The 24,987-nt window shown below is 62.3% G+C and carries 29 protein-coding genes; 21 read left to right on the top strand and 8 right to left on the bottom strand.

The features are described 5' to 3' along the window. The gene (locus D3242_RS26015; protein ID WP_064986206.1) at positions 1-1,035 is read left to right on the top strand and encodes a Gfo/Idh/MocA family protein; all 1,035 of its coding nucleotides are present in this window, start codon (positions 1-3) and stop codon (positions 1,033-1,035) included. Next, complete coding sequence (gene apnL, locus D3242_RS26010) at positions 1,032-2,870, top strand: D-apionate lactonase (RefSeq protein WP_064986204.1); 1,839 nt, start codon at positions 1,032-1,034, stop codon at positions 2,868-2,870. Before D3242_RS26015 ends, apnL begins: the two co-directional genes overlap by 4 nt. Positions 2,871-2,876: 6 nt before the next feature. On the opposite strand, the gene D3242_RS26005 is transcribed toward apnL, so the two are convergent. Then, positions 2,877-3,590, bottom strand: a complete 714-nt coding sequence (locus D3242_RS26005) for a transcriptional regulator NanR (protein ID WP_019860305.1) — start codon at positions 3,588-3,590, stop codon at positions 2,877-2,879. A 183-nt stretch (positions 3,591-3,773) separates the two neighbouring features. Between D3242_RS26005 and oiaX the strand changes: the two genes are divergently transcribed. Continuing rightward, positions 3,774-5,024 carry a 3-oxo-isoapionate-4-phosphate decarboxylase OiaX gene (gene oiaX / locus D3242_RS26000; RefSeq protein WP_019860307.1) on the top strand — a complete coding sequence of 417 codons (1,251 nt, stop codon included), beginning with the start codon at positions 3,774-3,776 and terminating at the stop codon, positions 5,022-5,024. A gap of 4 nt (positions 5,025-5,028) precedes the next feature. Continuing rightward, positions 5,029-6,357 carry a four-carbon acid sugar kinase family protein gene (locus tag D3242_RS25995; RefSeq protein WP_019860308.1) on the top strand — a complete coding sequence of 443 codons (1,329 nt, stop codon included), beginning with the start codon at positions 5,029-5,031 and terminating at the stop codon, positions 6,355-6,357. Positions 6,358-6,615: 258 nt separating this feature from the next. Here the strand turns inward: D3242_RS25995 and D3242_RS25990 are convergent, their stop codons facing one another. The 5 genes from D3242_RS25990 to D3242_RS25970 all read right to left on the bottom strand — a co-directional run bounded on the left by D3242_RS25990 (position 6,616) and on the right by D3242_RS25970 (position 12,379). Continuing rightward, a complete protein-coding gene (locus D3242_RS25990) occupies positions 6,616-7,680 on the bottom strand; it encodes an ABC transporter ATP-binding protein (RefSeq protein ID WP_064986196.1) in 1,065 nt (354 codons plus the stop codon). A 16-nt stretch (positions 7,681-7,696) separates the two neighbouring features. Next, positions 7,697-9,214: a DUF5060 domain-containing protein gene (locus tag D3242_RS25985; protein ID WP_064986195.1), complete on the bottom strand. Its 1,518-nt coding sequence runs from the start codon at positions 9,212-9,214 to the stop codon at positions 7,697-7,699. A gap of 18 nt (positions 9,215-9,232) precedes the next feature. Further along, positions 9,233-10,099: a carbohydrate ABC transporter permease gene (locus D3242_RS25980; RefSeq protein WP_019860314.1), complete on the bottom strand. Its 867-nt coding sequence runs from the start codon at positions 10,097-10,099 to the stop codon at positions 9,233-9,235. Continuing rightward, positions 10,096-11,049: a carbohydrate ABC transporter permease gene (locus tag D3242_RS25975; protein ID WP_064986193.1), complete on the bottom strand. Its 954-nt coding sequence runs from the start codon at positions 11,047-11,049 to the stop codon at positions 10,096-10,098. The genes D3242_RS25980 and D3242_RS25975 overlap by 4 nt, the downstream gene beginning before the upstream one ends. Before the next feature lie 85 nt (positions 11,050-11,134). Continuing rightward, entirely contained in the window at positions 11,135-12,379 is a 1,245-nt protein-coding gene (locus D3242_RS25970; protein WP_064986191.1) for an ABC transporter substrate-binding protein, read from the bottom strand. A gap of 263 nt (positions 12,380-12,642) precedes the next feature. On the opposite strand from D3242_RS25970, the gene D3242_RS33655 reads away from it, so the two are divergent. Continuing rightward, on the top strand, positions 12,643-13,047 hold the full coding sequence (locus D3242_RS33655; RefSeq protein WP_167470458.1) for a hypothetical protein: 405 nt from the start codon (positions 12,643-12,645) through the stop codon (positions 13,045-13,047). A 369-nt stretch (positions 13,048-13,416) separates the two neighbouring features. On the opposite strand, the gene D3242_RS25950 is transcribed toward D3242_RS33655, so the two are convergent. Then, on the bottom strand, positions 13,417-14,655 hold the full coding sequence (locus tag D3242_RS25950) for a tyrosine-type recombinase/integrase (RefSeq protein WP_064986186.1): 1,239 nt from the start codon (positions 14,653-14,655) through the stop codon (positions 13,417-13,419). A gap of 2 nt (positions 14,656-14,657) precedes the next feature. After that, entirely contained in the window at positions 14,658-15,125 is a 468-nt protein-coding gene (locus D3242_RS25945) for an Arc family DNA-binding protein (protein WP_081296239.1), read from the bottom strand. Between the two features lie 68 nt (positions 15,126-15,193). Between D3242_RS25945 and D3242_RS25940 the strand changes: the two genes are divergently transcribed. The 16 genes from D3242_RS25940 to D3242_RS25870 all read left to right on the top strand — a co-directional run bounded on the left by D3242_RS25940 (position 15,194) and on the right by D3242_RS25870 (position 24,953). After that, positions 15,194-15,397: a hypothetical protein gene (locus D3242_RS25940; protein ID WP_064986182.1), complete on the top strand. Its 204-nt coding sequence runs from the start codon at positions 15,194-15,196 to the stop codon at positions 15,395-15,397. After that, positions 15,394-15,537 (top strand): hypothetical protein, encoded by a 144-nt coding sequence (locus D3242_RS33650; protein ID WP_155772713.1) that lies wholly within the window; start codon positions 15,394-15,396, stop codon positions 15,535-15,537. Before D3242_RS25940 ends, D3242_RS33650 begins: the two co-directional genes overlap by 4 nt. Beyond that, complete coding sequence (locus tag D3242_RS25935) at positions 15,534-15,719, top strand: hypothetical protein (protein ID WP_064986180.1); 186 nt, start codon at positions 15,534-15,536, stop codon at positions 15,717-15,719. Before D3242_RS33650 ends, D3242_RS25935 begins: the two co-directional genes overlap by 4 nt. Further along, positions 15,716-15,946, top strand: coding sequence for a hypothetical protein (locus D3242_RS25930; RefSeq protein WP_064986178.1), 231 nt, complete (start codon positions 15,716-15,718; stop codon positions 15,944-15,946). Before D3242_RS25935 ends, D3242_RS25930 begins: the two co-directional genes overlap by 4 nt. Positions 15,947-15,952: 6 nt before the next feature. After that, the gene (locus tag D3242_RS25925; RefSeq protein ID WP_064986176.1) at positions 15,953-16,171 is read left to right on the top strand and encodes a hypothetical protein; all 219 of its coding nucleotides are present in this window, start codon (positions 15,953-15,955) and stop codon (positions 16,169-16,171) included. Further along, complete coding sequence (locus D3242_RS25920) at positions 16,168-16,833, top strand: hypothetical protein (RefSeq protein WP_064986174.1); 666 nt, start codon at positions 16,168-16,170, stop codon at positions 16,831-16,833. Before D3242_RS25925 ends, D3242_RS25920 begins: the two co-directional genes overlap by 4 nt. Positions 16,834-16,956: 123 nt before the next feature. Beyond that, positions 16,957-17,286: a hypothetical protein gene (locus D3242_RS25915; RefSeq protein ID WP_064986173.1), complete on the top strand. Its 330-nt coding sequence runs from the start codon at positions 16,957-16,959 to the stop codon at positions 17,284-17,286. Positions 17,287-17,322: 36 nt separating this feature from the next. Beyond that, positions 17,323-17,934 (top strand): hypothetical protein, encoded by a 612-nt coding sequence (locus D3242_RS25910; RefSeq protein ID WP_064986171.1) that lies wholly within the window; start codon positions 17,323-17,325, stop codon positions 17,932-17,934. Further along, positions 17,924-18,988: a phage major capsid protein gene (locus D3242_RS25905; protein ID WP_064986169.1), complete on the top strand. Its 1,065-nt coding sequence runs from the start codon at positions 17,924-17,926 to the stop codon at positions 18,986-18,988. The genes D3242_RS25910 and D3242_RS25905 overlap by 11 nt, the downstream gene beginning before the upstream one ends. Positions 18,989-18,992: 4 nt before the next feature. Continuing rightward, the gene (locus D3242_RS25900; RefSeq protein ID WP_064986167.1) at positions 18,993-19,529 is read left to right on the top strand and encodes an HK97 family phage prohead protease; all 537 of its coding nucleotides are present in this window, start codon (positions 18,993-18,995) and stop codon (positions 19,527-19,529) included. A gap of 12 nt (positions 19,530-19,541) precedes the next feature. Beyond that, a complete protein-coding gene (locus D3242_RS34400) occupies positions 19,542-19,955 on the top strand; it encodes a cold shock domain-containing protein (RefSeq protein ID WP_317452352.1) in 414 nt (137 codons plus the stop codon). Position 19,956: 1 nt separating this feature from the next. Next, entirely contained in the window at positions 19,957-20,382 is a 426-nt protein-coding gene (locus tag D3242_RS25890; RefSeq protein ID WP_064986165.1) for a hypothetical protein, read from the top strand. Further along, entirely contained in the window at positions 20,357-22,156 is a 1,800-nt protein-coding gene (locus D3242_RS25885; protein WP_147377490.1) for a hypothetical protein, read from the top strand. The genes D3242_RS25890 and D3242_RS25885 overlap by 26 nt, the downstream gene beginning before the upstream one ends. Further along, positions 22,157-22,846 (top strand): hypothetical protein, encoded by a 690-nt coding sequence (locus D3242_RS25880; RefSeq protein ID WP_064986162.1) that lies wholly within the window; start codon positions 22,157-22,159, stop codon positions 22,844-22,846. Next, a complete protein-coding gene (locus D3242_RS25875; protein ID WP_064986160.1) occupies positions 22,843-24,249 on the top strand; it encodes a DUF2793 domain-containing protein in 1,407 nt (468 codons plus the stop codon). The genes D3242_RS25880 and D3242_RS25875 overlap by 4 nt, the downstream gene beginning before the upstream one ends. Continuing rightward, positions 24,246-24,953, top strand: a complete 708-nt coding sequence (locus tag D3242_RS25870; RefSeq protein ID WP_064986158.1) for a hypothetical protein — start codon at positions 24,246-24,248, stop codon at positions 24,951-24,953. Before D3242_RS25875 ends, D3242_RS25870 begins: the two co-directional genes overlap by 4 nt. The last annotated feature ends 34 nt before the right edge of the window (positions 24,954-24,987 follow it).

Here is a 24,987-nt window from a genome sequence, read left to right as displayed (position 1 = left end):
ATGGCGACTTTGAGTGGAGCGCTGATCGGTTGCGGCTTCTTCGCCGTCAATCAGATGCATGCCTGGCGCGACATCGACGGCGCCTCGATCGTCGCCATCTGCGACCGCGACCCGGAGCGGCTCAGGATCGTCGGCGACCAGTTCGGCGTGGCGAAGCGCTACACCGATGCAGCCGCGCTGTTTTCGGCCGAGACGCTCGACTTCGTCGACATCGCCACCACCGTCGGCAGTCATCGGCCGCTGGTCGAGATGGCGGCCGCCCACCGCGTCCCGGTGATCTGCCAGAAACCGTTCGCGCCGACGCTCGCCGACGCCAAGGCGATGGTCGCGGCCTGCGCCAAGGCCGGTGTGCCGCTGATGGTGCATGAGAATTTCCGCTGGCAGTCACCGATCCAGGCGGTGCGCGCGGTGCTCGACAGCGGTGAGATCGGCACGCCCTTCTTCGGGCGCATCTCCTTCCGCTCCGCCTATGACGTGTTTTCCGGTCAGCCTTATCTGGCGACGGGAAAGCGCTTCATCATCGAGGATCTCGGCATCCACATCCTCGACATTGCGCGTTTTCTCCTCGGCGATGTGTCGAGCCTCACTGCCCGTACCGCGCGCATCAACCCGGCCATCGCCGGCGAGGATGTCGCCACCATGCTGATGGATCACGAGAGCGGCGCCATTTCAGTGGTCGATTGCAGCTATGCCACCCGACTTGCGGCGGAGCCGTTTCCCGAAACGCTGATCGAGATCGACGGAAGCGACGGCACGCTCCGGCTGGCGCAGGGCTACCAGCTCACCGTCACCGGCAAGAGCGGTACGATGGTCAGGGATATTTCGCCGCCGCTGCTGCCCTGGGCCTCGCGGCCATGGCACAACATCCAGGAAAGCGTGCTGGCGATCCAGCGGCACTGGGTCGACTGCCTTGCATCAGGCAAGGAGCCGGCGACCGCGGGCGCCGATAACCTCAAGACATTCGCGCTGGTCGAGGCCGCCTATGCCGGCGCCGCGAGCCGGGAACCGGTGCGCATCGACGACCTGCTGAAATGACCTGGGATCGCTTCCTCCTTTGCGGCACGAGCGCGGCGGAGACCGAACCGGTCCGGTTGACCGCCGGTCCGCTCAACGCCGATTTCGTCAACGGCAATCTGCGCATGATCCGCCACGGCGGCACGGAGGTGCTGCGCGCCATCGCCTATGTCGTGCGCGACCGCGACTGGGGCACCTATGAGCCAGCGCTGACGGACTTGACCATCGACCAGGGTGCCGATGCTTTCTCCGTCAGCTACGCGGCAAGCTGCACCGGGCCTGGCGGAAGCCGGCTCGCCTTCCGCGCCACCATCAAAGGCTCTTCTGATGGGCAGCTGGTCTTCGACGTCAGCGCCCTGCCCGACAGCGACTTCGAGACCAACCGCTGCGGCTTCTGCATCCTGCATCCGATCGCCGGCCTCGCCGGCAGCCCCGTGACGGTCGAGCACACGGATGGCAGCGTTGTGGCGACGAAACTGCCTGACCTGATCAACCCGTGGCAGCCTTTCAAGGATTTGCGCGCCATCACCCATGAAGTGCGGCCCGGCGTCACCGCGCAATGCCGCATGGAAGGCGACGTCTTCGAAATGGAGGACCAGCGCAACTGGTCCGATGCGTCCTACAAGACCTATGTGCGGCCGCTGGCGCTGCCGTGGCCCTATGTGCTGCCGGCCGGCGAGACCAACCGCCAGACGATCAGCCTGCGCATTGCCAGTGACGACAACACACCGGCCACCATCGAGGCATCCGGTCCGATCCGTGTGACGCTCGGCGACCCCGGTCCGGCGCTGCCGGATGTCGGCATGATCATCCACCCCGGCGATGTCGAGACGGCGCTGGCGAACCTCGCCACCCTGTCCGTGCTCGGCCCGCAACAATTGCTGTTTCACTACGATCCGACGCGCGGCCATGGGCTCGATACCTTGCGCTCCTTCGCCCGGGTCGCTGCTGCCTATCCCGCCCTTACAACGCTCGAATGCGTGGTCGCCTGCAGCGGCGATCTCGATGCTGAACTCGCAGAGGTCGCCGACACGGTGCGCCGGGCAAATCTGCGGCTCGACGCCATCGCGGTTTCGCCCTCTGTCGATCGGCAATCGACGCCGCCGGGCAGTGCCTGGCCGCCCTGCCCGCCGCTGGAAGATGTCTACGCCGCAGCGCGCCGCGCCTTCCCGGATATCCGTCTTGGCGGCGGTATGTTCAGCTATTTCACTGAGCTGAACCGCAAGCGCGTTCCGGCCGGGCTGCTCGATTTCGTGACCCATTGCACCTGCCCGATCGTACACGCCGCCGACGATCTCAGCGTCATGCAGTCGCTCGAGGCGTTGCCGTTCATTACCCGCTCGGTGCGGGCGATCTTCGGCGACAAGCCCTACCGGATCGGGCCGTCGACCATTGCCATGCGGCAGAACCCTTATGGCGGCGCCACCAAGGACAACCCGCAGGGACAACGCATCGCCATGGCGAACCGCGATCCGCGCCAGAATGGCCAGTTCGCCGCCGCCTGGACCATCGGCTATGCTGCGCGTGTCGCGCCGGTCGGTCTGGAGATGCTGACGCTGTCCGCCTTCACCGGGCCATTCGGCGTGCTGGCGGCATCCGGAGAACCCGTTGCGGAAAGGTCACCCCGGCCGATCTTCCAGGCCATCAAGGGGCTTTGCGAACTGGCCGGCCTTAAACACGTCGCGGCCAAAACGAGCGACGAGACCCGGGTACTGGCGCTGGCCGGGCGCTCATCCTCGGGCAAGACGGTCGTGTGGCTGACGAACCTGACGGCAAGCGACGTGGCGGTCGACCTTTCGGAGTTTGGCCGCGACCGTATTGTGATGACACCCTACGCGATCGCGCGGATCGGCTGAATCAGATTACTTTTCAGAATTCATCACATAGAGGGCGCGCGAGCGCTCCAGATGCTTGATCATCGCCTTCTCGGCGCCATCGGTATCTTTCTTCTCGATGCGTCCGATGATCTCTTCGTGCTCGGTCAGCGTGAACTGTTCCTTGCCGGTCCAGATCAGCATTTCGGTGTGATACTCCTTCAGCCAGCCCAGCATCGCCTCGCTGACAGCGACATAGATCGGGTTGCCGGAGATCGCAGCGATCTGCGTATGAAACTTCATGTCGGCCGATATAAAAGCTTCGGAGTCGCCGCTGAAGCCGCGCTGTTCGGCAAGGGTTGCGCGCAGCAGCTTAATATTCTCGGCGGTGGCCTTTTCGGCGGCTTCCCTGACCATGCCACGCTCGAAGAAGATGCGCGCGGTCTTGAGATGCTCCAGCGTGTCCTTCGATGACGACAGGATGATCTTGGCCGCGCTATCGACCTGTTTGATGATCGACTTGGCGGTCAGTTGCAGCACCTTGGCGCGCTCGCCATGCGAGATCGCCACGAGGCCCATATTGCTCAGCGCCTGCATCGCCTCGCGGATCGCCGGACGGCCGACCTCGAAACGCTCCATCAATTCACGCTCCGACGGCATATCGTCGCCCGGCATCAATTCGCCGCTGGTGATCAGGCGCTTCAGCCGCAAGAAGACCTCGTCGGAAAGCTTGCGCCGGACAATCGGTTCCGAACGGTTCATCGTCGCGAATCACTCCCTTGACCCGGCCCTATCTAACACTGCCGCCACAATTCGCGGAAATGCCGGCTGTCGACCTCGCAAACCTTCCAGCCGGATATGTCTTGCAATACTTATGTACTCATTATACCAGATTTCGAACACCGGTGAACCTTTTTCGAACGCCTGGGCTTGAGACAGCAGACTATGATCACCCTCACCTATCGCATCGAAACGTCCGAAAGCATCGAGGCCTTGGCAGCCAAGATCGCCAGCGACCAGTCGACTGGCACCTTCGTAGCGCTGCCCGGCGAGACCGAGGAACTGAAGGCCCGTGTGGCGGCGCGTGTCCTGGCGATCCGGCATCTACCCGAAGCCTTGCAGCCCTCCATTCCGGAAGCCGGCAATGGACCGTTTAAACGCGCCGATGTCGACATCGGCTTTCCCTTCGACGCTATCGGCACGGACCTGTCAGCGCTAATGACCATCGCCATCGGCGGCACCTATTCGATCAAAGGCCTGTCGGGCATCCGCATTGTCGACATGAAGCTGCCTGATGACTATCGCGGCGCCCATCCCGGCCCACAGTTCGGCGTTGCCGGCAGCCGCAAGCTGACCGGCGTCGAGGGACGCCCGATCATCGGCACCATCGTCAAGCCGGCGCTGGGCTTGCGGCCGCATGAGACGGCCGCGATGGTGGGTGAACTGATTGCAGCCGGCGTCGATTTCATCAAAGACGACGAGAAGTTGATGAGCCCGACCTATTCGCCGCTGGCCGAGCGGGTGAAGGCGATCATGCCGCTCATCCTCGATTACGAGCAGAAGACCGGCAAAAAGGTGATGTACGCCTTCGGTATCTCGCATGCCGACCCCGACGTGATGATGCGCAACCACGATCTGGTGGCGAAGGCCGGCGGCAATTGCGCCGTGGTCAACATCAACTCCATCGGCTTCGGCGGCATGGCCTACTTGAGAAAGCGCTCCAGCCTGGTGCTGCACGCCCACCGCAACGGCTGGGACATCCTCACCCGCCATCCGGGGCTCGGCATGGATTTCAAGGTGTGGCAGCAGTTCTGGCGGCTGCTTGGCGTCGACCAGTTCCAGATCAACGGCATCGCCTCGAAATACTGGGAGCCGGACGACTCCTTCATCCGCTCCTTCGAGGCAGTGACGACGCCGATCTTTTCGCCTGACGATTGCGCGCTGCCGGTCGCAGGTTCCGGCCAGTGGGGCGGACAGGCGCCCGAGACCTACCAACGAACCGGCCGCACGGTCGATCTGCTCTATCTCTGCGGCGGCGGCATCGTCAGCCATCCGGACGGGCCAGGCGCCGGCGTGCGCGCCGTCCAGCAAGCCTGGCAAGCGGCAGTCGACGGCATCCCGCTGGCGAGATTCGCCCTGAAGCATCCCGAGCTGGCACGGTCGATCGAAAAGTTCGGCGACGGCAAGGCGGCCTGACGTCATGCAGCACCTCCTGCTCAGCTACTATGGCGACGACCTCACCGGCTCGACCGACGTCATGGAAGCGCTCGAGCTCGGCGGCGTGCCGACCGTGCTGTTCATGCGTCAACCCGACCAGCAGCTGCTAGGGCGGTTTTCGCATTGCCGTGCCATGGGGCTGGCCGGTACGAGCCGCAGCGAGACGCCGCAATGGATGGACGAAAATCTGGCGCCGGCCTTCGAATGGCTAAGCCGGCTGCAAGCGACGGTTTGCCATTACAAGATCTGCTCGACCTTCGATTCCAGCCCGGCGATCGGCAGCATTGGCCGCGCCATCGAGATCGGCCGGCGTGTCTTCAACCAGAAGAGCGTGCCGTTGGTTGTCGGGGCTCCCCAGCTCAAGCGATACACGGCGTTCGGCAACCTCTTCGCGGCATTTCGCGGTACCTATTTCCGCATCGATCGCCACCCGGTCATGAGCCGGCATCCAGTGACGCCGATGAAGGAGGCTGATCTCCTCATCCACCTCCATCGGCAGACCGATCTCGGTTCCGGCCTTGTCGACCTGACGGCGTTGCAGGCGGATGATCTTTCGCAGACGGTCGACCAGGCTCTTCAGGACAAGGAAATCGTCCTGTTCGACGTCGAAAGCCGCCAGACGCAGGCACGCGTCGGCGAGCAGATCTGGCGGATTTGCGAACAAGGCTATGGTTTCGTCGTCGGATCCTCGGGCGTCGAATATGCGCTGCTCGCCGAATGGGCCGGCAAGGGCATCGCCGCGGGGCACGCGTCCTTCGCGCCACCCGGTCCGGTGGACCGGCTCGCCGTGGTCTCGGGCAGTGTGTCGCCAACCACAGAGAAGCAGATCCGCTTCGCGCTCGCCCATGGGTTCGACGGCATCCAGATCGATGCCATGCAGCTGGTCTCGGACAGCGCCGGCGGGGCGATCGAACGTGCCGTAGCGAGCGGCCTGGCGAGTCTCACGGCAGGGCGCAGCGTCATCCTCTACACCGCCCTTGGTCCCCAGGCCGATCGCAGTGCCGAGATCGACCATATTGAAGGTGCGCGAAACCGGCTCGGCCGGGCGCTGGGCGACATTCTGCGCCAGCTGGTCGTCGAGCAGAAACTCAGGCGCGCGGTCATCGCCGGCGGAGACACCTCCAGCCATGCGCTGGGACAGTTGTCCATCGACGCACTGACCGTGCGCATGCCATTGCCGCAATCACCGGGTTCGCCGCTCTGCCTTGCCCATGGCGGCGGCGAGGTCGACGGCCTCGAAATCGCGCTGAAGGGCGGCCAGGTCGGATCCGATCGCTATTTTAGCGCAATTCGCGACGGCCTCGGAGATTGACGGGATTGCCTAGCGGCAAATAGCGTCACGGCGGCTCGCGGCGTTCCGGGGCAAAAGACGGGAAAGCGCCGTGGTCAGCACCGCGATGTCGAGCGCCGCCGTTGATCACTAGCCCGGCAACACTGGCGGCATCGACCGCACTGTCAGCACTTCACCCCAGAAGCCCGCGACGCCCCCCTGTCGCTACGACGAGCACGCCGCCGCGTCGCTGGCAGAACCACCCCTCGAACATCCCGGACGGCCTATCGCCAAACATCATCAGATACGGCTTCCCGACGCCGGATCGAAGAAATGCACGGCCGACTTTCGTACGGAAAGCATGACGGTCTCATCCGGCTTCAAAGTGACGCGTTCGCGCAGCACGCAGACGAGTTCATGGCCCGCCATTTCGACCGAAAGATGCGTCTCGGCGCCCGTCGGCTCGACGACGATCACCTTCGCCGCGGCGCCGGTTTCGCTGTCGATATGAATGTCCTCCGGACGCACGCCCAGCACTAGGCGCCGTCCGGAGGCGCCGGGGGGAATGGCTGACAGCGGGATGATTGATCTGTCGTCCAGTTCGAGGCCGGGATGCGGGTCGTCGCGCACCGTTCCTTCGATGAAATTCATCGCCGGCGATCCAAGGAAGCCGGCGACGAACATGTTGACCGGCCGGTCATAGAGTTGGAGCGGGCTTCCAACCTGCTCGATCCTGCCGCCGTTGAGCACCACGATCTTGTCGGCCATCGTCATGGCCTCGATCTGGTCGTGGGTGACATAGACGATGGTCGATTTGAGCCGTTGGTGCAGCGCCTTGATCTCGGTGCGCATCTGCACGCGCAGCTTGGCGTCGAGGTTGGACAGCGGTTCGTCGAACAGGAACACCTTGGGATCGCGCACGATGGCGCGGCCCATGGCGACGCGTTGGCGCTGGCCGCCGGATAACTGGCGCGGATAACGCGCGAGCAGCGGCTGCAGCCCCAGGATCGATGCCGCCGTATCTACCTTTTCCTTGATCTCGGCTTTCCTGGCGCCAGCGAGTTCGAGGGCGAAACCCATATTCTGCGCAACGGTCATCTGCGGATAGAGCGCATAGTTCTGGAACACCATGGCGATGTCCCGTTCCTTTGGCTGGAGATGGTTGACCACCCGCTCGCCGATCGAAATCTCTCCGCCCGAGATCGTTTCGAGCCCGGCGATCATGCGCAGCAGCGTCGATTTTCCACAGCCCGAAGGGCCGACCAGAATGACAAATTCACCGTCCTCGATGTCGACGCTGACCCCATGGATCACGGGGGTCGCACCATAGGACTTCTTCACGTCGACAATCTGGACAGAAGACATCTTGTAACCCCGTTTACTAGCGCCGTGGCCTGACGCGGATGGCTTGGTAGGGCTTGCCGGGTAACTCGACCCCGAAAGCAGCGTCCGCCTTGCCCCCGCGCACGACCGAGCCATGGCGTGTTGGATGCGGAATTGGCGCCGCCACTTTCGTCGCGGGCGTCACGGTCATCTTCCAGGCATCGATCACATCGACGTCGTAGTCGCCACCTTCGAGCGGTAGGCCGGTAGACCAGATGACCGGCTGATGCTCGCCGAGATAGATGTAGCGAAGATCGCCCTCGCTGGCGCCGGAGACCCGGCTCCACGGCCAGGCACTGTTGTGGCCCATCGGCTCCAACCCATTGCTGACGTCCTCTTCGATGAGGTCGCGCAGGAAGCCGATCCGCTTCCACGCCTCGCCGTGAAGCCGGCCGCCCTTGGCCCACCAGATCAGATCCTGGGGGTGCATGTAGGTTTCGCCATGCCCGGCATAGCCGCCGCGCATGACGGTGAGCCAGAAGCGGTGCACCAGTTCTTCGGCACTGATGTTGCCCCATGGGAAGACGATGTTGCCTTCATATTCAGGTTCGTCGTTTACGACCGGCTTGCCGTAGGCGTCGCGCCATTCGGGCGTGCGTTTCACATCCCAGTTCTGGATGCAGACATGGCTGACCCAAGGTTTGCGGTGGTCGAAATTCATCGACTGCTCGCCATTGTGGATCGATTTCAGATGTTGGTAGGGGTCGTTTTCCTCGAGGATATGGAAGTAGCGGTCCCACTGCGCCATCGGCTTGGTGTCAAGCAGGAAGTCGTACTCGTTGGCCAGCGACCACCAGACGTTGCGGTACGCGGCAAGCCGTGCTGCGAGGTAGGCGACATAACGGAAATCCTGGGCCGCGCTCATGTTGGCGTAGCCCCAACGGTCATAGGGATGGAAGATGATGATGTCGGCCTCGATGCCGAGATCGCGCAACGCGCCGACCTGCGCCTCGAAATGGCGGAACGCCAGAGGGTTGGGCCGGTCGAAATCTTGCTTGCCGTCCGGCCCGGCCTCGAAGATCGCGTGCAGCGCCGCATTGACGTTGAAGGGATAGTCTTTCGGGAAGACACCCATGCGCAGCTTGTTGAAGCGCGCATTCTTCAAGGTCGCCAGCGTCTCGGCCTGCATGTCGAGCGGCTGGTGCGTCCAGGCATAGCAAGTGGTGCCGAACGGGAAGTAGGGCGTGCCGTCGGCATAGGCGAAATGGAATTTGTTGCGCACGCGCACCGGACCGTGGTTGCCCGCGGACGGTGCGGTTGCCTCGAAGGCGCCGCTCTTGCCCGCCAGCGACGGGATGTTGGAGTGCGTGACATAGCTCCAGCTGCCTTCATTGTCCGGCATGAAACGGATGCGGTAGGTGCCGTCGCCATCGTAAAAGCCTGGAACCGCGATGCTGCGGTTCGCTTGCGAAAAGCTAGCGGACAACTCGATCTCGACGAAGGGGTTGCTATCCGCGGGGCCCTTCAGTGCGATCTCGAATATGTCCCATTTCTCGACTGTCGTGCCGTCGGCCATGCGTGGTTCCTTGCGTTGCTATTCCTTGACCGCGCCTGAGGTCAGCCCCGAGACGAAGTAGCGCTGGAAGATGAGGTAGACGATCGCCGCCGGCAGCACCGTCATCACGATCGCCGCGTTGAGCTGGCCGTAGTCGCGGGCGAACTGGCTCTGGAACGACATCAGGCCGAGCGGCAACGTCCAGCGATCCGGATCCTGCAGGATGACCAGCGCCATGGCGAACTCGTTCCAGGTGGCGACGAAGTCGAGGATCAGCAGCGCCGCAAGCACCGGCAGCGACACCGGCAGGAAGATACGCCGGAATACGGTGAAATGCGACGCACCGTCGATAAGCGCCGCCTCGCTGAGCTCCTTGGGCACCTCCTTGAAGAAGCCATGCAGGATGAAGACCTGGTAAGGGACGCCGAAGGCGAGATAAGGCAGGATGATGCCGACATAGGTGTTGATCAGCCCGAAGCTGTTCACCTGCTTGAAGATCGGCGCCAGCATCACCTGGAACGGGATCATCGTGCCAAACACGATGGCAAGGAAGACCACCTTGTGTCCCCAGACCTGGATGCGGCTCAGCGAATAGGCGGCCATGGCCGATATCATCAGCCCGAGCGGCACCTTGATGACGGTGATGATGGTGCTGTTGACGACCGTTGTGCCGAAATCGCCGCGCCGCCAGGCATTGGTGAAATTCTCCCAGGCGAGGCTGGTGGGCGGAGAGAATGCGCCGGTCCCCATCACCGTGGCGTTCGATTTCAACGACGTGAAGATGATGAAGATGAACGGAGCGATCCAGACCACGGCGACGATGATCAGCGCGATCCACAATGCCACCAGCAGCGGATCCACCCGCTCCGCGCCGGCCTGGCGAAAGGGGCTGGCCACGCCGCTCATTGATAGGCCTCCTGCCGCTTGAGCGTCCAGCGCAGATAGGGGATGACGATGGCAACGGTGATGAGCAAGAGTACGACGGAGATGGCGCTGCCACGGCCGAAGTCACCGAGTTGCATGGCTTGCGTATAGGCCCACATGGCGAGCATCTGCGTCGATTGCGCCGGTCCGCCGCCGGTCATCCCGTAGACGATGTCGAAGGCTTTCAGCGAGTTGATCAGCGACAGGATCAGGACGATGGTTATGGTGGGCCTCAGCGCCGGCAGTGTCACATAGCGGAACAGCTGGAAGCGTCCTGCGCCATCGATGCGGGCGGCTTCGACCAGCGTCTGCGAGACGCCTTGCAGCCCGGCCAGGAACAACACCATCGAGAAGCCCGCGACCTCCCAGACATAGCCTATGAAGACCGAATAGAGCGCGACGTTGCGGTCGCCCAGCCAATCCTGGATCAGGTTGGGCCATCCGGCTGCGGAGAGCAAACTGTTGAACAACCCGAAGAAAGGGTCGAACATCCAGCGCCACATGGTTGCCACGGCGATCGGCGCTATGATCACGGGCATGTAGAACAGGGCGCGCAGCGGCGAGCGGCCAGGGATGTTCTGGTTCAGGCCAAGCGCCAGCCCAAAGCCGATCAGCGGCGGGAAGATGACCGACAGGAAAGTCCAGATCAGCGTGTTCTTGAAGGCGACCCAGAACACCGGATCGTCGTGCAGCACGTAGCGGTAGTTGTCGAGCCCCACCCAATGCTTGTCCGCGTTCAGTCCATTCCATTTCATGAAGCTGAGCTGGATGACGTCGATCATCGGATAGAAGGCAAAGACTGCGTAGGCCAGCACCGCGGGCGCCAACAGCATCAATCCCTGCAGGGTCGGATCCTGTAGTTTTCGGCGAAGCTGGCCTGACCGGGCAGGCTTTCGCGCATGGCGATCGGCGGCGGAAATGTTCACGGCCATGTATCGTCCCAGGAGCGGTGCAAGAGAATCGGCTGACCGGCCCCGGCCTGCGGCTTGTCGGGGCCGGCCATCGCGAGGTTCAATATCAGCTGCGGTTGCCGATGAATTTCTGCAGCTCGGCGGCTGCCGCCTTGGGATCGAGAGTGTCGCTAGCAACCTCGTTGATCACCCGGAAATATTCGGTGGTGACGTCGAGCGGGAAGGCCTGGTCGCCATTGACGAACGTCGACGGGAACTTGCCGAAGATCTCGATCCATTTCTGGTCGAGCGGTTCGGCGCTCGTGTACTTGACGTTCTTGTTGACCGAGATCGAACCGAAATCGCCAAGGTGCTTTTGCTGCACGTCGGTGGATTCGAGATAGTTCAGGAACTTGGCGGCGATGTCGGGAACTTTGCTCTTGGTCGAAATGTAGTTGTACTCGGCGAAGCCGTAGAGGCGGTCAGTACCGGTCGGGAATGGGAACAGACCAAAATCCGCAGTGCGGTTTTCGCCCTTAAGCTGACCCACCAGCCAGTCGCCTTCAAGCATCATGGCGGCTCGACCGCCGAGGAAGAGATTGAACGACTGCGCCTGATCGATCCCCATGAACGGCTTCAGCGTGTAATTCGATGTCCATTTGTGGAACTCCTCGAAGGAGGCCGTGGCGCAGGCCTCGTCTGCCCAGCTCACCTGCATCCCCATCAGACGGTCATGCTTCTCGACCCCGCATTTGGTTTCCAGGATCATGTCCATGAGACGCATGACGTGCCAGTTGACGGTTCCGCCAAAGGTGATTGCCGGGATGCCGGCGGCTTTCAGCTTCTCGGCGTCCGCGACAAGTTCATCATAGGTCGCGGGGGCCGTGGTGATGCCGGCCTTCTCGAACAACGCCTTGTTGTAATAGAGCGCCTCTCCGTGGAATGTGTAGGGCACGCCGTGCCTGCCACCCTCATACTGCTTGGAGAAGGAAAGCGCCGGTGAGAGCAGTTCATCGTCCCATTTGTATTCGGCGTAGAATTTGTCGAGCGGCAGGCTGAGTCCCGCCTTGACGAATTCGCCGCCAAGGCCAAGGCCGCCCCACATGAAATAGATGTCCGGTCCCTGGTCGGAACCTGAGGCGACCCGCAGCGCCGACTTGTGTTCATCGGTGCCGCGGCCTTCCACCTTGATGGTGACACCAGGATTGGCAGCCTCGAATTCCTTGACGATGTCAGCCCATGCCTTGTTGGCGGAATCATTGGCGAAGGTCAGGGTCCAGACCTTGACCTCTTGCGCGGACGCCGCGCTGGCGACCACCATGGCGATGGCGCCAAAAAGCGCTACGCGCCGAAGTTTCCTCGATGTCTGCATAGTCTCCTCCCTTGACCGTGTACCCGCATCCGCCGAGCCCTGACCAACCTTAGCGGCAACCATCATCATGTCAACTGGTATGATGAGATGAAGAGCAGAGTTGCTTGGCCAGGGCTTTCCCCGAACCGGCGGACCGGCGCATGCTGGTCGTACCTTTCCTTCGCCGACTGCGTGCGCCTCGTCGCTGCATTTCTCACCGCGCCGCGCGGCCACACGATCTCCTTCGGCATCTCGGTTGCCCTCAGGCATCGCGGAGCTTTCTTTTGCAATTCGCCAAGCGGATTCGACATCCCGCCTTGCTGCGGCTTCCGCTTCCTTGGGATTACGTGACCGGATGGCTTGGCCTGTCGAAAACACGGATCATGATTTCCGTCCTTCTCCCGCAGGCTTTCAGGTCGGCGCTGCCGGCGATCGGCGGTCAGAACATCCTGCTGTTGAAGGGAACTGCCCTGGCCTCGACGATCACAGCCTTCGAACTTATGGGGGCGGCCAACCTCGTTCGCGCAGACCTTTCGGGTTTACGAGCCTCTGTTCGCCGCGGCTCTTGGATATTTCTTGCTAGCGGCATTGATCACGGTTGGTTTCGGTTTTTTCGAGAGACGACTTGTTCGACGGTATCGAGTGGCACCGGTTCGGATCACCTGTTTATTCCACACAGGGTTCACTGAATCCGTCATTCGCTTCGGCCAGCCATGGCAGCGAAGCCGGAACTGGTGGTTCGATGGGTGGGGGAAAGGCGGTAGCGCTCTCCCGCCATCATCCCCCACGAGCAGAGAGCCATCCCTATTTGCAGGTCGCAGCCGCCGATAAGCGCCCGAACCGAACGCCGGCCTTCATTGCACCAGGAAAGTCCGCCCACCCACAAGGCAGGCTACATTCCACGGCCTTGCAGGAAACCCTTCAGCAAAACCAATAACTTGTCGGAGATGCCAATGGTACCGTTGGCTGGGATCGAACCAGCGACCTCCGGATCCACAATCCGAAAGCGCACATTGAAATCATTGAGCTTTCCGGCTTCATGTCGCGCCCATGTCGCGTCAGCCCAAAAGTGCGTTCTCCGCGCGCGCTAGCTCGTCGGCGTCGTCGCCTCTCGGAAATAAATGCCCGTAGACGTCGGCCGTCATCGTCACGCTCGCGTGGCCCATGCGTTCCTGGACCACCTTTAGAGGCAAGCCGAGGCCGCCCTCTTCCTGCCGGTTGATGCACCAGGACGCATAGAAATGTCGCAGCGCGTGAATGCCTTTGTACTTCGCGACAATGACCGGATTGCCATCCTCGTCGACCTCGCCGGTGTCGATCGTCACCCCGGCCGCGACTAGTGCCGGCTGCAGCCCGCGGCGAACGATATTATTGAGCTGCTCGACCTTGCCGCTGCCGTTCGGGAAAACGAGGTCAAGGACCATCACCGCTTTACCGTCGGCATCGACCTTGCCGGTGTCACGCTTGGGGCAAATCAACCGCCACTCCCGCAGCGCGTTGATGACGATCGGCGGCGCCGGCAAGGTCCGCTCGCCTGAAATCGACTTGGGCTTGCCTATCGTGTTGAACCTGTCCGCCCGCTGGTGAACGCGGACCTCGCGGCGATCGAGATCCACGTCGCTCCAGCGAAGGCCGCGAAGTTCTGACGCCCGCAGTCCGGTGAAGATGGCGGTCAACAGCAAAGGCCTCCAACGGCGCCCCGACAGCGCGCCTACGATGGCCTTCACTTCCTCGCGCGTCGGGATATCAACGCCGACCTTCAGCTTGCCCTTCTGGCGCCGCTCCTGGCGGCGCTCGCCGCCCTTGCGCTTGCCGCGTACCTCCCGCACGACATTGCGTGCCGTCAATCCTCGCTCTTGAGCATCCGCCAAAAGCGAGCCCAGGCTGACCATCACCTTGCGGATCATCGCGGCCGACCTTCCACCGGCGCGTAACTCGTCTTCGAACGCTCGCACGGCCGGGATGCTCAGCATGGTCAGCCTGGTCTCGCCGATGAATGGTACGATATGCAAATCGACGTGTGATCGGTAACTGTCGACTGTAGTGCGTTCCAGCCCGGCAGCCTCGGCGCTGGCAATCCAGAACGCTCCTGCCTGCTTCACCGTGGCGCTAGCGCCATCGGCTACGTGGACGCCCTCGCGGACCTCGACCGTTGCTGTCGCGGCGAACTGGTCGGCGTCCTTCTTCTTGGTGAAGGTCTTCAGCCGTCGTGTCCCCTTCCCGTCGACGTAATCGACCACCCAGGCCGTCTTTTGCTCACCTTTTGCCGTGGTCCAGGTTCGCTTGCGGATTGACATTGTCAGGTCTTGCTCCGGCGTAAGAATGCTGGAGGCAGCCCTTGACCCTCAGCGTCTTTCAACGCTTTGCCTTCCCAGCGCACCAGTCCGCGGAGGATCTCGTCACGCGTGTCGTCATCGACATCTGTCGTGCGGCCAACCGCAATCGCCGTAAGTGTCTCGTGGACGTGCTGAACCACCTCGTCGGCCGCGTCCTTCGGCATGGCTTTGCCCAGAATGGTGAGGAGCCCGTGCAGTTGATCGACACGCTCCTCGAGCTTCCAAGGCTCAGGAAATTCCCGCTCTAAGACGCGAACGATCTCGGCGTTCGTCGAGCGGCCGTTTTCATCCGCGTGAGCTTTTATGCGCTCTCGCAGCCCGGGCGGCAGGCGGAGCTGAAATTGTTCCGGATTGCTTCGATTGACCATCGGTCGGTGCTCGCTGTCAGGATCACCATATCCATTGGATATATTCCCTTTGACGTCAAGCATATCCACTGGCTACAGTAAAGCAGATTGTATCCACTGGATATGATTCACACGAGATCGGAGACAGTGACATGGAACCAATTTCTGCCAGTACCACCTCGGCGACGGATGACATCGTCTGGGAGGTCAAGAACATCGCCAAGATCATTGGGCGGACTGAGCGGCAAACATTTCACATGCTGAGCGCCGGCCATCTGCCGGCGACCAAGATTGGCGAAAAGTGGGTTGCCTCGCGCCGCAAGCTTCTCGCGGCGATCCTCGGAGACGCCGCATGATCGCCGCCGGCGTCTGTCTATTCGTCGTCGCCGGGCTGTTGCAGACGCGCCTCGGTAGGCTCCGGCTTGCGCTGCTGCTGCTGCGCGCCGGCAACGCGCTGATCGAGACGGCGACCAGGCTCATGGAGGCCCGGCGATGAGCGGCGACACCGCCGAAGAAGGCAGCGACGAGCTCATCGAGGCGATCGAGTGGTACGCGGCCTATCCCAACGATCGGAAGCGACCGATCGTACCACTCCTCCAGGAGCGCTTCGGCTTGTCCGCTGCCCAAGCCTGCGCGGTGCTGCGCGAGGTCAATCTGCGGCGTGCGAGGGCGACGTGACCAAGCGCGACTGGTCTCGCAACTCAGACCGCCAGCGAATCGCCCGCCAGGGCGCGGAGAGCGTCGGCAAGCCTCGCGCGGGCGCCCATAAAGAAGCCGATGCCGCTGAGATCGTGACGAAGATCTTGCGTTGCCCCTGCGGCCACCGCGGCAAGGTAGAGCTGCCGCTGGAGATGCTGGTGGACCGGAAGTTCAAATGCTCACGATGCGGCCGACGGGTTGGATAGCAGCAAATGAGCCGCCAGCTTTCGCGCGCAGAGCAGGATGAGATCCTCGCTCAACATGGGATCACCAGCGTCGAAAGCGATGAACTGGTTGTCTTCGATGGCCTGGACTTCACCGTCTATAAGCTGATCACCAAGGCGCCCGGCGGGCCCGGGATCGCCGCCGCGAACCGAAAGGCCAGACGAGCCGCGCGCGCTGCCGCCAAGCGAAAGGCGCAGCCAGTATGAGCAAGGTGAATTTCGGGGCGTTCAAAAACGCGTGGCTCGACCAAGTCGCGGCCGATAACACCCTCGCTCCGCTGGCATTCAAGCTGGGCTGGCATTTCATGAAAGATTGCGGCCGCACGCTCTCGAAGCAGGGTACGATCTTCTCATTTCGAAGCCAGGACGGCTACGCCGAGCTGCTCGGCATTGGGACGCGGCATGTGCGCGACCTCTTCACTGCTCTTCGCGATCGAGGCCACATCGCAGTCAAACGAGCCGGCAAAGGCAACCCGAACAGGACCTATCCGACCCTTTTTGACCGGCAGTATAGTTCCGGTCAAAACCCATCTATGACCGGCACTTCCGTGCCCTTTGACCGGCACTCCCACGACATTATGACCGGCACTAAAGGCCCGGGGAATCTCATAGAGGAGATTCCTCGAGGAGAATCGGGCGGCGGCGCCAAGCCGACCGCCCGTCTACACGCTGCCTCTATCAGGTCGAGCTTGACGTTAGACGTTGATGCCGAGGGGGACGCTCGTGCTCCGCACGCGTCCCATTCATCACGATCAGACGACAGCTTCAATCACGAACCTTGGAGACAAGATGATGATGAAGGCACTGTTGAGTACGACGGTCCGGAAGACGAACCAGGGGTGGGGGGTCTCGATCTCTGGAGCGAATGACCCCCGGAACCGCCCGGGGCTCACGTTCACAAAATTTTTCGGCGTTACCGGAAATTCGGGGAAAATCGCGATATGACCGAAAAAAATAGGCTCAACGCCTTCGGCAGGAGTGGCGACTGATCGATGCGCCGTCGCGTCAACCCTCCGCCAATCGACCCGACGACCGGCCGTCCTGCCGAGTTGCTCTCGATCCTCGCCACCTTGGACCTCCTGGCCGAGGCGGGTGACGGCAGCGCGCGGCAGGCCGCCAACATCTTGCGGGCGCAGCGGGGTTCGAGTGGCCGGCCAGCCGAAAACGACAACCTGGCGCTGACGCGCATCGCCGAGCTGGCCGCCGAGGGTCGCGGCTCGCACGCGGTCACGATCGTAGCCCGGGAGATCGCGCAACAGACAGGCGGCAACCCTGAAGCCATCGCTCGGCGACTGCGGCGAAAAAATAAACGGACGAAATAGTTTTTGTCCGCCCCTTTCGGTGCGATTCGTCCAGCCATGGCGAAAAACACGACCTCCGAATCAGCAGCCGAGCCAGTGCCGCAGGCGCTCATCGAGCAGATCCTTGCGAAGGCACGCGGGTTTCGCGATCGCGACAAAGCGCTATTGGCCGAGCAGATCCAGCTGGAGCAGGCCGGCATCCGGCCGGCCGAGCCGCAATCGGGACCGGATGCCCGCGAACTCGCCGCCACCCTGTTAAACGGGCATGCACTGCCGAAGGACAAGTTGCCGACACCAGGCGAAACCCTGCATGGGATCAAGACCGAGCGGGCCGCTATTGTTTTCGCGCTGGAAGCCCTCGAAAGCCGCGAAAACCAAGCCAGGATCATGGCGGTCGCCGAGGTGATGCGCGAAACCGAGGCCGATTGGCTTGAGATCGTCCGCCAACGCGCAATGGCGCTGCTGACACTGCGGCGCGTCAACGCCGAGGCCGCTGGCTTCCGTGAAAAGGTGCGGCGCCTCGCAAAAGCAAACCCAAATTTGATCTGCGATGTGGTGTCGGGCCCGTTATTCGGACCGCCCGTCGTCGGCGATCACGCCTACGTTTTCCTGCAGGCCTGCGAGAGGGCCGGCATCATCACCAGGAAGGAAATCGACGATGCCGATTAAGACCTATGCCGGCGCCCGTCCGCGGGCCTTCGATGACGATGAGTCCGCCTTCAAGGCCGGCATGTTCTTCCGTGCCGCGATGCACAAGGGCGACGAAGTCGCTCGTGCCTGGTGTGCCAAGAACGGGGTCATCCTGCAGAAGGCCCAGGGCGAAACCAGCGGCATCGCTGGCGGGTTCCTTGTTCCGATCGAAGTCGAAGCCGGCATCATCAAGATCCGCGCGCTGACCGGCACCTTCCGGCGCAACGCAGCGGTCAAGCGCATGGGCGCGGACTCGCGCTCGTTCCCCCGGCTCGACACCGGCTTGATCGCTGCCTTCGTTGGCGAGAACGCCCAGATCGCGGAACAGGACCGGACCTGGAGCTCGGTCAACCTCAATGCCAAAAAAGCGGCAGCGCTGTCGAGGATGAGCTCGGAGCTGGGCGAGGATGAGACTATCGACGTCGGCCAGGACTTCGCCGAGGACGCGGCCTATGCCCTGGCGGCATTGGAAGATTCCTGCGGTTGGAACGGCGACGGCACGAGCTCGTACGGCGGGATCACCGGCGTCAACGTCAAGCTGATCGACGGCACCCATGACGCCGGCAAGATCGTTGCCGCCACCAACAACGATACTTTCGACGAAATCACCGCGGCGGATCTCGGCGCGCTGATCGCTGCCTGTCCAGAATACGCTTTGCCGAGCGCCAAATGGTACGCGTCCAGTTATGCGATCGGCCGTTGCTTTGCGCGTCTCGGTGCCACTGCCGCCGGCATGACCATGACAGCAACCGGGGCGCGGCCGGCGATGCAGTACCTGAGCTGGCCGATCGAACCTGTGCCGAGCCTCCCGGGCGCCGGCGATCAAAGCGCCAAGGTGATGATCGCCTTCGGGGATCTCAGCCTTGCGGCCACGCTTGGCGACCGCCGAGGCGTCACCGTTCAGACCACGGCAAATCGATATCTGGAATACGACCAGATCGGCTGTCGTGCGACCGAGCGTTTCGACATCAACGTGCACGATCTGGGCAGCAACACGGTTGCGGGTCCGATCGTCGGCCTGATCGGGAACTGAGGCGATGACCGAGATCCGCCGTTCCGCGTCTCCCGCCATTCTGAAGTTCGTCGGAGATGGCATCGGTGTCCGCCAGGTGCGCGCCATCGTGTCGACTGGCGAGCTCGATCGCATGGGCGACATCATCGACCAGGCCGGCATCAAGCTCGACGCCTTCCGCCGCTCGCCGACGGTGCTCTGGCAGCACGACAGTGACCATCCCATAGCCAAGGCGCTGAGTGTCAGCATGGAGGGTGGCAAGCTTGTCGCTTTGGTCCAGTTCCCCGATGTCGGCGTCAGCGCGAAGAGTGATGAAGTCTATGGGCTTATCAAGGCCGGCATCATCAACTCGACCTCGATCGGATTCATGCCGTTGAAAAGCGTGCCGATCGATCCGTCCAAGCCTTACGGCGGCCTCCGATTCATCAGTTGTGAGCTGCTCGAGTTCTCCTTCGTCAGCGTCGCGGCCAACGCGGGCGCGCTGATCACCGGCAGATCTGTGAGCAAAACACCACGGCTCGACGCGGCACGCCGCTCCTTGGCGGAGATTAGCCGCAAATGACAGCGTTTCAGCGTGGTGCTTTTGGACGGGCGGCATGCTGCTTCCGGCCGCGGGCAAGGGATTTTGCCTGCGGCCGGTTTTCCTTCAATCGTGACGTTCACGATTTCCCGCCTGGTCGCGACAGCAGAAGGCGGCCAGGCGGTGACCAACTCGGAAGGGGCGATCGCCGTGCAAACCAACTATGAGAATCGAGCCTTCTCTGCACCCAGAAGTCAGATGAGGACCGGTGTCGTCGTGACCTGGCGAGGTGATCGCGGCTTCGGGTTCATCCGCCCGGACGGTGGTGATAGCAGCGATGTCTTCGTCCACATCAGTAACGTGATCGGCGTCGACGAGCTGCATGTTGGCGCCAAGGTGTCGTTCGACGACGGCGTCAGCGAGCGCACCGGCCGGCCCGAGGCGCGAAACGTGAGATTGGCGAATTGATATGAGCAACAAGGTGCGCGTCGAGGGTGACCGGCTGATTATTGAAGCCGGCGGTCAGATCATCGTGCGTGACGGCGGCATCATCCTCGCCGAGCCTGGAGCCATCGTCGAGATCCTCAATCGGATAGAGGCTTTCGACGGCACCACGTTCACACTCTCACCACGCGAGCAGTGCGTGCGAACGACGAGCAGTAGCCCGGTATCGATCGTCGTGCCGCCCTATTCGGCGGTGCCGTTCCCGCCGGGCACATCGCGGAAGGTGATCCAGGGCGGCACCGGCCAGGTCACCTTCGTCGCAGGCGACGGCGTCACCATCCTGAGTTCCGAGACCTTGAAAATCGCCAAGCGTAACGCCGCAGCGGTGATCACGGCGACGGATCTGCAGGACACTTGGCAGCTGATTGGCTACCTCGAAAAGGCGACGTGATGCCAGCCCGCGAACTCCTCGCCGCCGCGCACGTGGGGCCAAAATGGCCTTCATAGCCCCGCTTGCCGGTGCCGCTGTCGGTGGTGGCCTCCTCGGATCGATCGTCACCACCGCCGTCGGGATCGGCATCAATCTGGCGATTGCGTATTTCTTCCCGCAGAAGATCAAGGGGCCGCGCGCGGAAAGTCTGAAGGCGCAGACCTCGCAATATGGCGACCAGCTGGCGCGCGTCTATGGATCGATCCGCACCGCCGGGGCCGTGATCTGGCTCAAGGGCGACCACGTCGACGAGCATGTGAAGACGGAACGGCAGGGCAAGGCGCTCGGGCCGGAGGTGACGACATACAGCTATACGGCAACCTTTGCGGTTGCCTTCGCCTGGAACGGTCCTGCCACTGCGATCACCCGTATCTGGGCTGACGACAAGCTGATCTTCGACGTCTCGTTCGAAGCGCTGCAGGACGCCATCGCGAGCGGCGGTAACGGCATCGGCGTCGCCAAGGGTGCGTCGGTCACGTTGCATCTCGGCACCGATGATCAGCAACCGGATCCTGACATTGAAGCCGACCGCGGCGCCGGCCTGGTGCCGGCTTGGCCAGGCATCGTCTATGTCGTCATCAAGAATCTGCCGCTCGACGAGTTCGGCATCCGCGTCCCCAATATCGAGGCCGAGATCCTCAAGGGTGCGATACTGGCGACAGCCAGCATCGATGGCTTTTCTACGAACGCGAACGAGTGGAGGAATGACACCACCGGCGACTATCTGGCGGCCAATGACTCCGGCACGCTGATAATCAGTCGCTTGCCGGCAGGAGCCGAAATCCTGAACGCCACGATTCCCTATGCGGGATCTGTCCACATCAGCGATCGCCTCGACGTCGCCGTTGTCGGCGGCAGTGGCGATTCGATTGCCTTCTATGATGCCGCCACCGGCGCTTTCCGTCAGGAAGTCAGCGGCCTTGACGGCTTGAGCGAGCTTTCCGCCATCCTCGACGACATCAGCTTTGGCGGCGTCACCTATATGCTGGTGTGGGTCTTTGGCGCCAAGCTATCGCTGCTGTCGAATGCAAGCACCGGCTGGCAGCAGATATGGACGGCAAGCACAGCGCATTCGCCGCTTTCCTACCTCCAGACGCTTTCTGTCGGTCCTGACTACGCCTACGCCGTCCGCGGAGGGATCGCAGGCACATCGAAGGCGGTGACCAGGATCGGCTGGGATGTCACCGGCCTGTTGTCTGATACGGAAATCACGCTCGGCGCGCTCACCGATGATGCGGTCGCATGCTTCTACGACGAGGAGAGCGACAGCGTCGTCGTGCTCGATGCCGCAGGCCAATTGTTCGTCTACACGTCGGATCTTGGAACCCTGCTGCGGTCGAACACCCACACGGGCATCGGTGCGGTTCCCAATGCCCAACCGCCCCTGTCGAAGCGGATGAAGTTGGGTTCCGATCTCATCGCGATCAAGGGATTCGATAACGATATTTTCGAGTTCCGCGTCTCTGACCTCGGCCAGGTAAACCGCTATGACGCCGCCACGTCGACTTGGCTGCTCAAGCTCAACTCTGACCTTGGCCAGTTCGGGGTTAATCAGCAATGGCAAGCCGTTCTCATCCTGCCGGCGGGCGGAGCTGATCCTGTTGTCTGGTATTTGCCGCGGGCACAACGCCTGCCGGTCCCGCTCAAGGACGTCCTCGAACAGGAATGTGCGCTGGCCGGCCTGGCTTGCGACGCCTCGCAGATCACTGTCGAAATTTTCAAAGGAGACTGCTGAATGTCGGGCATCTTGTCAGCACTCTCATCGGCGATTTCGCCGGACGCCGTCATCGTTCTCACTGACGGCGCCGTCTACGATCGCGACGGAACGCTGTTGAAGGTCGCGCGAAAGGTCGCGGTATCGGAGCGCCTCCCGCTGGCCGTTGCCTACCGCGGGAATCTGGACTTCGGGGAAGACGTCTCCCAAAGGATCATCGCCGCGGCAGAGAGATCCGGTTTCGACCAGATGTTGGCCGAAATCGCAGCGGCCTTGCCCTGGCTGCCGAGTTCACCAATGCTCGAGGTCCTGATCGCAGGCGTCTCGGAGACCGCCGGGCCGATGCACCGAATGTTCCAGAACAGGCCGGCAAAATATGGTTGCGCCCCTTCGACCCTAATCGATCCTGGACCATTGCATTGGGGTTTCGGTACCGACGGCCGTGCCATCACCTTGCAGGCGATGGGTGTACCGGCACCGGCCGGGGGTCAGACCATTCAAGCGTGGCTGTCCATGCACGGGGTTAGCATTTTTGAATACTTCCGCAACTTTCCGGTGCCGATCGATCCCTTTGACGCCAACACCGATCGGCAGCATCTGATCGGGGGAATTCTCGATATCACGGTTGTGAAACGTGGCAGCGTCTCAACGACGATGCTTCACCGCTGGCCAGACAAGATCGGCGAAAAGATGAAAAGGAAAGCAACATGACGACTTCCAATCGCCTCGGCATTACCGAACTTGCCGAAACGCAGAGCAACCGTTCGGTCACGGTCAACGAGGCGATCGCCAAGCTCGAGGCGGGCGCGACGTGCTTTGCCGCCATCTCGATTGGCGACACAGCTCCTCCGGGATCGCCGGCCGAAGGCGATCTCTATGTGCTCGGCGCCTCGCCGACAGGGGCGTGGTCAGGCCAAGGCAAGAATGTCGCCGTCTACTACAACGCGGCATGGTTCTTCCTACCGGCGATAGAGGGCGCGCTTGCCTATGCGCAGGACGACAACGCCTACTATTTCTACAGCGGGTCAGCTTGGTCTCTGTTTGCAGGCGGTGGTGGTGGCGGCGTCGGAGATGTCGTCGGGCCGGCAAGCGCCGTCAACAACAACATCGTCCTGTTTGACACCACGACCGGAAAGCTCATCAAGGACAGCGGCATCGCGATCTCGACTGATGGCACGCTCGCATCGAATTCGGACAATAAGGTCACCACCGAAAAGGGGATGAAGACCTATGTCGACGGCAAGGTGGCCGGTCTCTCGTGGAAGCAAGCCGTTCGCGCCGCCACTACGGCCAACGGCACTCTCGCCAGCGCTTATGAGAATGGCGACACGATCGATGGTGTAACCCTCGCCACCGGCGACCGCATCCTCATCAAGAACCAGTCGAGCGGCGCGGAGAATGGCATCTATGTTGTTGCCGCCAGCGGTGCGCCGGCGCGTGCCACGGATGCCGATGCCGGCGCTGAGCTCGTCAATGCATCGGTCTATGTCAGCGAGGGAACGACGCTTGCCGACACGCAATGGACGTGCTCGACCAACGCGCCGATCACGGTCGGTTCGACCTCGCTTGCTTTCGCTCAGCTTACCTCCGCTGGTGGGTCCGTCCCGACGTCAAGGACCATCACCGCAGGCGCTGGTCTAACCGGTGGTGGCGATCTTTCAGCGGATCGAACGTTTGATGTGGGCGCCGGTACCGGCATCCTCGCCAACGCCAATGACGTGGCCATCGACAAGGCATCGGCCGCGCAGGTTCAGGCTGCGACCTCGAACAAGGTGCTCACAGCCGATATCATCTTCACCGCTGCCGACCCTGTTACCCTGACCGACGCGACGACCATCGCCGTCGATATGGCCACCTTCCTGAATGCCAAGGTGACGCTCGGCGGCAACCGCACGCTAGGCGCGCCATCCAACCCCAAGAACGGGCAATCCGGCTGTATCGAGATCATCCAGGATGGCACCGGCAGCCGAACTTTGGGCTATCATGCCGATTGGCTGTTTGCCGGCGGCACGGATCCAACGCTGTCGACGGCAGCGGGGGCGAAAGACCTTCTGTTCTATCAGGTTCTTTCGACAGGCAAGACCTATGCAAATCTAGTCAAGGCAGTCGCATGATCCCCGGTATCGGTGCCGCGATTGGCGGGTTTGAGCAGGCTGCAGGAGCACCGCCAGCAGCCCCGATCACGTATATCGGCCGCTCGCAAGCCGCTGCCTCTGGCGGCACCGTCACCTATGCTAGCGCGCCGCTATCCGCGCCGGCGGCCGATCGCCTCGTTGTTGTCGTTATCACGGGGGAAAGCGTTGGAAATTACACGACCACTGGCGTGTCAGTTGGTGGCACTGCGCTGACACGCTGGAGCCCGGGTCGTATCCAACTATTCACCGCCATCGTCAGCTATTTCGAGATCTACTATGGCATCGTCGCCAGCGGTTCGGCACCGAATATCGTAATGACGACCACGGCGGAGCGCGCCAGCATGGACGTCTATTGCTGCTCGGGCCTGAGCGCCACGCCTGTTGACCAGGTCTCCAAGACCTCAGCGAGCGGCACGAGCTGCGCGATCAACGATGTCGAGACGAAGGTCGGCGGCGCCCTGATCGCCGGCATTGCCGCCCAGGGCACCGGCGCATCCGTAACGGAGAGCTGGACAGGCACCGACAGCGTTGTCGAGGACTCCGATCAGTCCGCATCGATGACGAATACCTCGACAGCTGCCGCCCACATCGCGACCACTGTGGCGGCCACTACGGATGATTTCACCTTCACGCTCTCGGCCTCGAAGACCTTTGTCGGCGGCGCGATCAGCTTCGGGCCGTAGCGGAGGCTTTTGACTGCCAAAGCCGGCGCCGGCA

The sequence above is a fragment of the Mesorhizobium jarvisii genome (assembly GCF_003601985.1).
In the GTDB taxonomy this organism is placed as follows: Bacteria; Pseudomonadota; Alphaproteobacteria; order Rhizobiales; family Rhizobiaceae; genus Mesorhizobium; species Mesorhizobium jarvisii.
Note: the sequence above shows the minus strand (reverse complement) of the source record. Positions and strands in the feature narration are given on the sequence as shown.

Bases quoted from the DNA above. Each gene is read 5' to 3' on its own strand.
- D3242_RS25940 (WP_064986182.1), top strand. From the start codon at position 15,194: ATGGAACCAATTTCTGCCAGTACCACCTCGGCGACGGATGACATCGTC.
- D3242_RS25875 (WP_064986160.1), top strand. From the start codon at position 22,843: ATGACGACTTCCAATCGCCTCGGCATTACCGAACTTGCCGAAACGCAG.
- D3242_RS25880 (WP_064986162.1), top strand. From the start codon at position 22,157: ATGTCGGGCATCTTGTCAGCACTCTCATCGGCGATTTCGCCGGACGCC.
- D3242_RS25900 (WP_064986167.1), top strand. From the start codon at position 18,993: ATGACCGAGATCCGCCGTTCCGCGTCTCCCGCCATTCTGAAGTTCGTC.
- D3242_RS25890 (WP_064986165.1), top strand. From the start codon at position 19,957: ATGAGCAACAAGGTGCGCGTCGAGGGTGACCGGCTGATTATTGAAGCC.
- D3242_RS25970 (WP_064986191.1), bottom strand. From the start codon at position 12,379: ATGCAGACATCGAGGAAACTTCGGCGCGTAGCGCTTTTTGGCGCCATC.
- D3242_RS25920 (WP_064986174.1), top strand. From the start codon at position 16,168: ATGAGCAAGGTGAATTTCGGGGCGTTCAAAAACGCGTGGCTCGACCAA.
- D3242_RS25925 (WP_064986176.1), top strand. From the start codon at position 15,953: ATGAGCCGCCAGCTTTCGCGCGCAGAGCAGGATGAGATCCTCGCTCAA.
- apnL (WP_064986204.1), top strand. From the start codon at position 1,032: ATGACCTGGGATCGCTTCCTCCTTTGCGGCACGAGCGCGGCGGAGACC.
- D3242_RS25975 (WP_064986193.1), bottom strand. From the start codon at position 11,049: ATGGCCGTGAACATTTCCGCCGCCGATCGCCATGCGCGAAAGCCTGCC.
- D3242_RS25990 (WP_064986196.1), bottom strand. From the start codon at position 7,680: ATGTCTTCTGTCCAGATTGTCGACGTGAAGAAGTCCTATGGTGCGACC.
- D3242_RS25870 (WP_064986158.1), top strand. From the start codon at position 24,246: ATGATCCCCGGTATCGGTGCCGCGATTGGCGGGTTTGAGCAGGCTGCA.
- D3242_RS25935 (WP_064986180.1), top strand. From the start codon at position 15,534: ATGAGCGGCGACACCGCCGAAGAAGGCAGCGACGAGCTCATCGAGGCG.
- D3242_RS25950 (WP_064986186.1), bottom strand. From the start codon at position 14,655: ATGTCAATCCGCAAGCGAACCTGGACCACGGCAAAAGGTGAGCAAAAG.
- oiaX (WP_019860307.1), top strand. From the start codon at position 3,774: ATGATCACCCTCACCTATCGCATCGAAACGTCCGAAAGCATCGAGGCC.
- D3242_RS25915 (WP_064986173.1), top strand. From the start codon at position 16,957: ATGCGCCGTCGCGTCAACCCTCCGCCAATCGACCCGACGACCGGCCGT.
- D3242_RS26015 (WP_064986206.1), top strand. From the start codon at position 1: ATGGCGACTTTGAGTGGAGCGCTGATCGGTTGCGGCTTCTTCGCCGTC.
- D3242_RS25980 (WP_019860314.1), bottom strand. From the start codon at position 10,099: ATGAGCGGCGTGGCCAGCCCCTTTCGCCAGGCCGGCGCGGAGCGGGTG.
- D3242_RS25985 (WP_064986195.1), bottom strand. From the start codon at position 9,214: ATGGCCGACGGCACGACAGTCGAGAAATGGGACATATTCGAGATCGCA.
- D3242_RS33650 (WP_155772713.1), top strand. From the start codon at position 15,394: ATGATCGCCGCCGGCGTCTGTCTATTCGTCGTCGCCGGGCTGTTGCAG.
- D3242_RS25905 (WP_064986169.1), top strand. From the start codon at position 17,924: ATGCCGATTAAGACCTATGCCGGCGCCCGTCCGCGGGCCTTCGATGAC.
- D3242_RS26005 (WP_019860305.1), bottom strand. From the start codon at position 3,590: ATGAACCGTTCGGAACCGATTGTCCGGCGCAAGCTTTCCGACGAGGTC.
- D3242_RS25910 (WP_064986171.1), top strand. From the start codon at position 17,323: ATGGCGAAAAACACGACCTCCGAATCAGCAGCCGAGCCAGTGCCGCAG.
- D3242_RS25945 (WP_081296239.1), bottom strand. From the start codon at position 15,125: ATGCTTGACGTCAAAGGGAATATATCCAATGGATATGGTGATCCTGAC.
- D3242_RS25995 (WP_019860308.1), top strand. From the start codon at position 5,029: ATGCAGCACCTCCTGCTCAGCTACTATGGCGACGACCTCACCGGCTCG.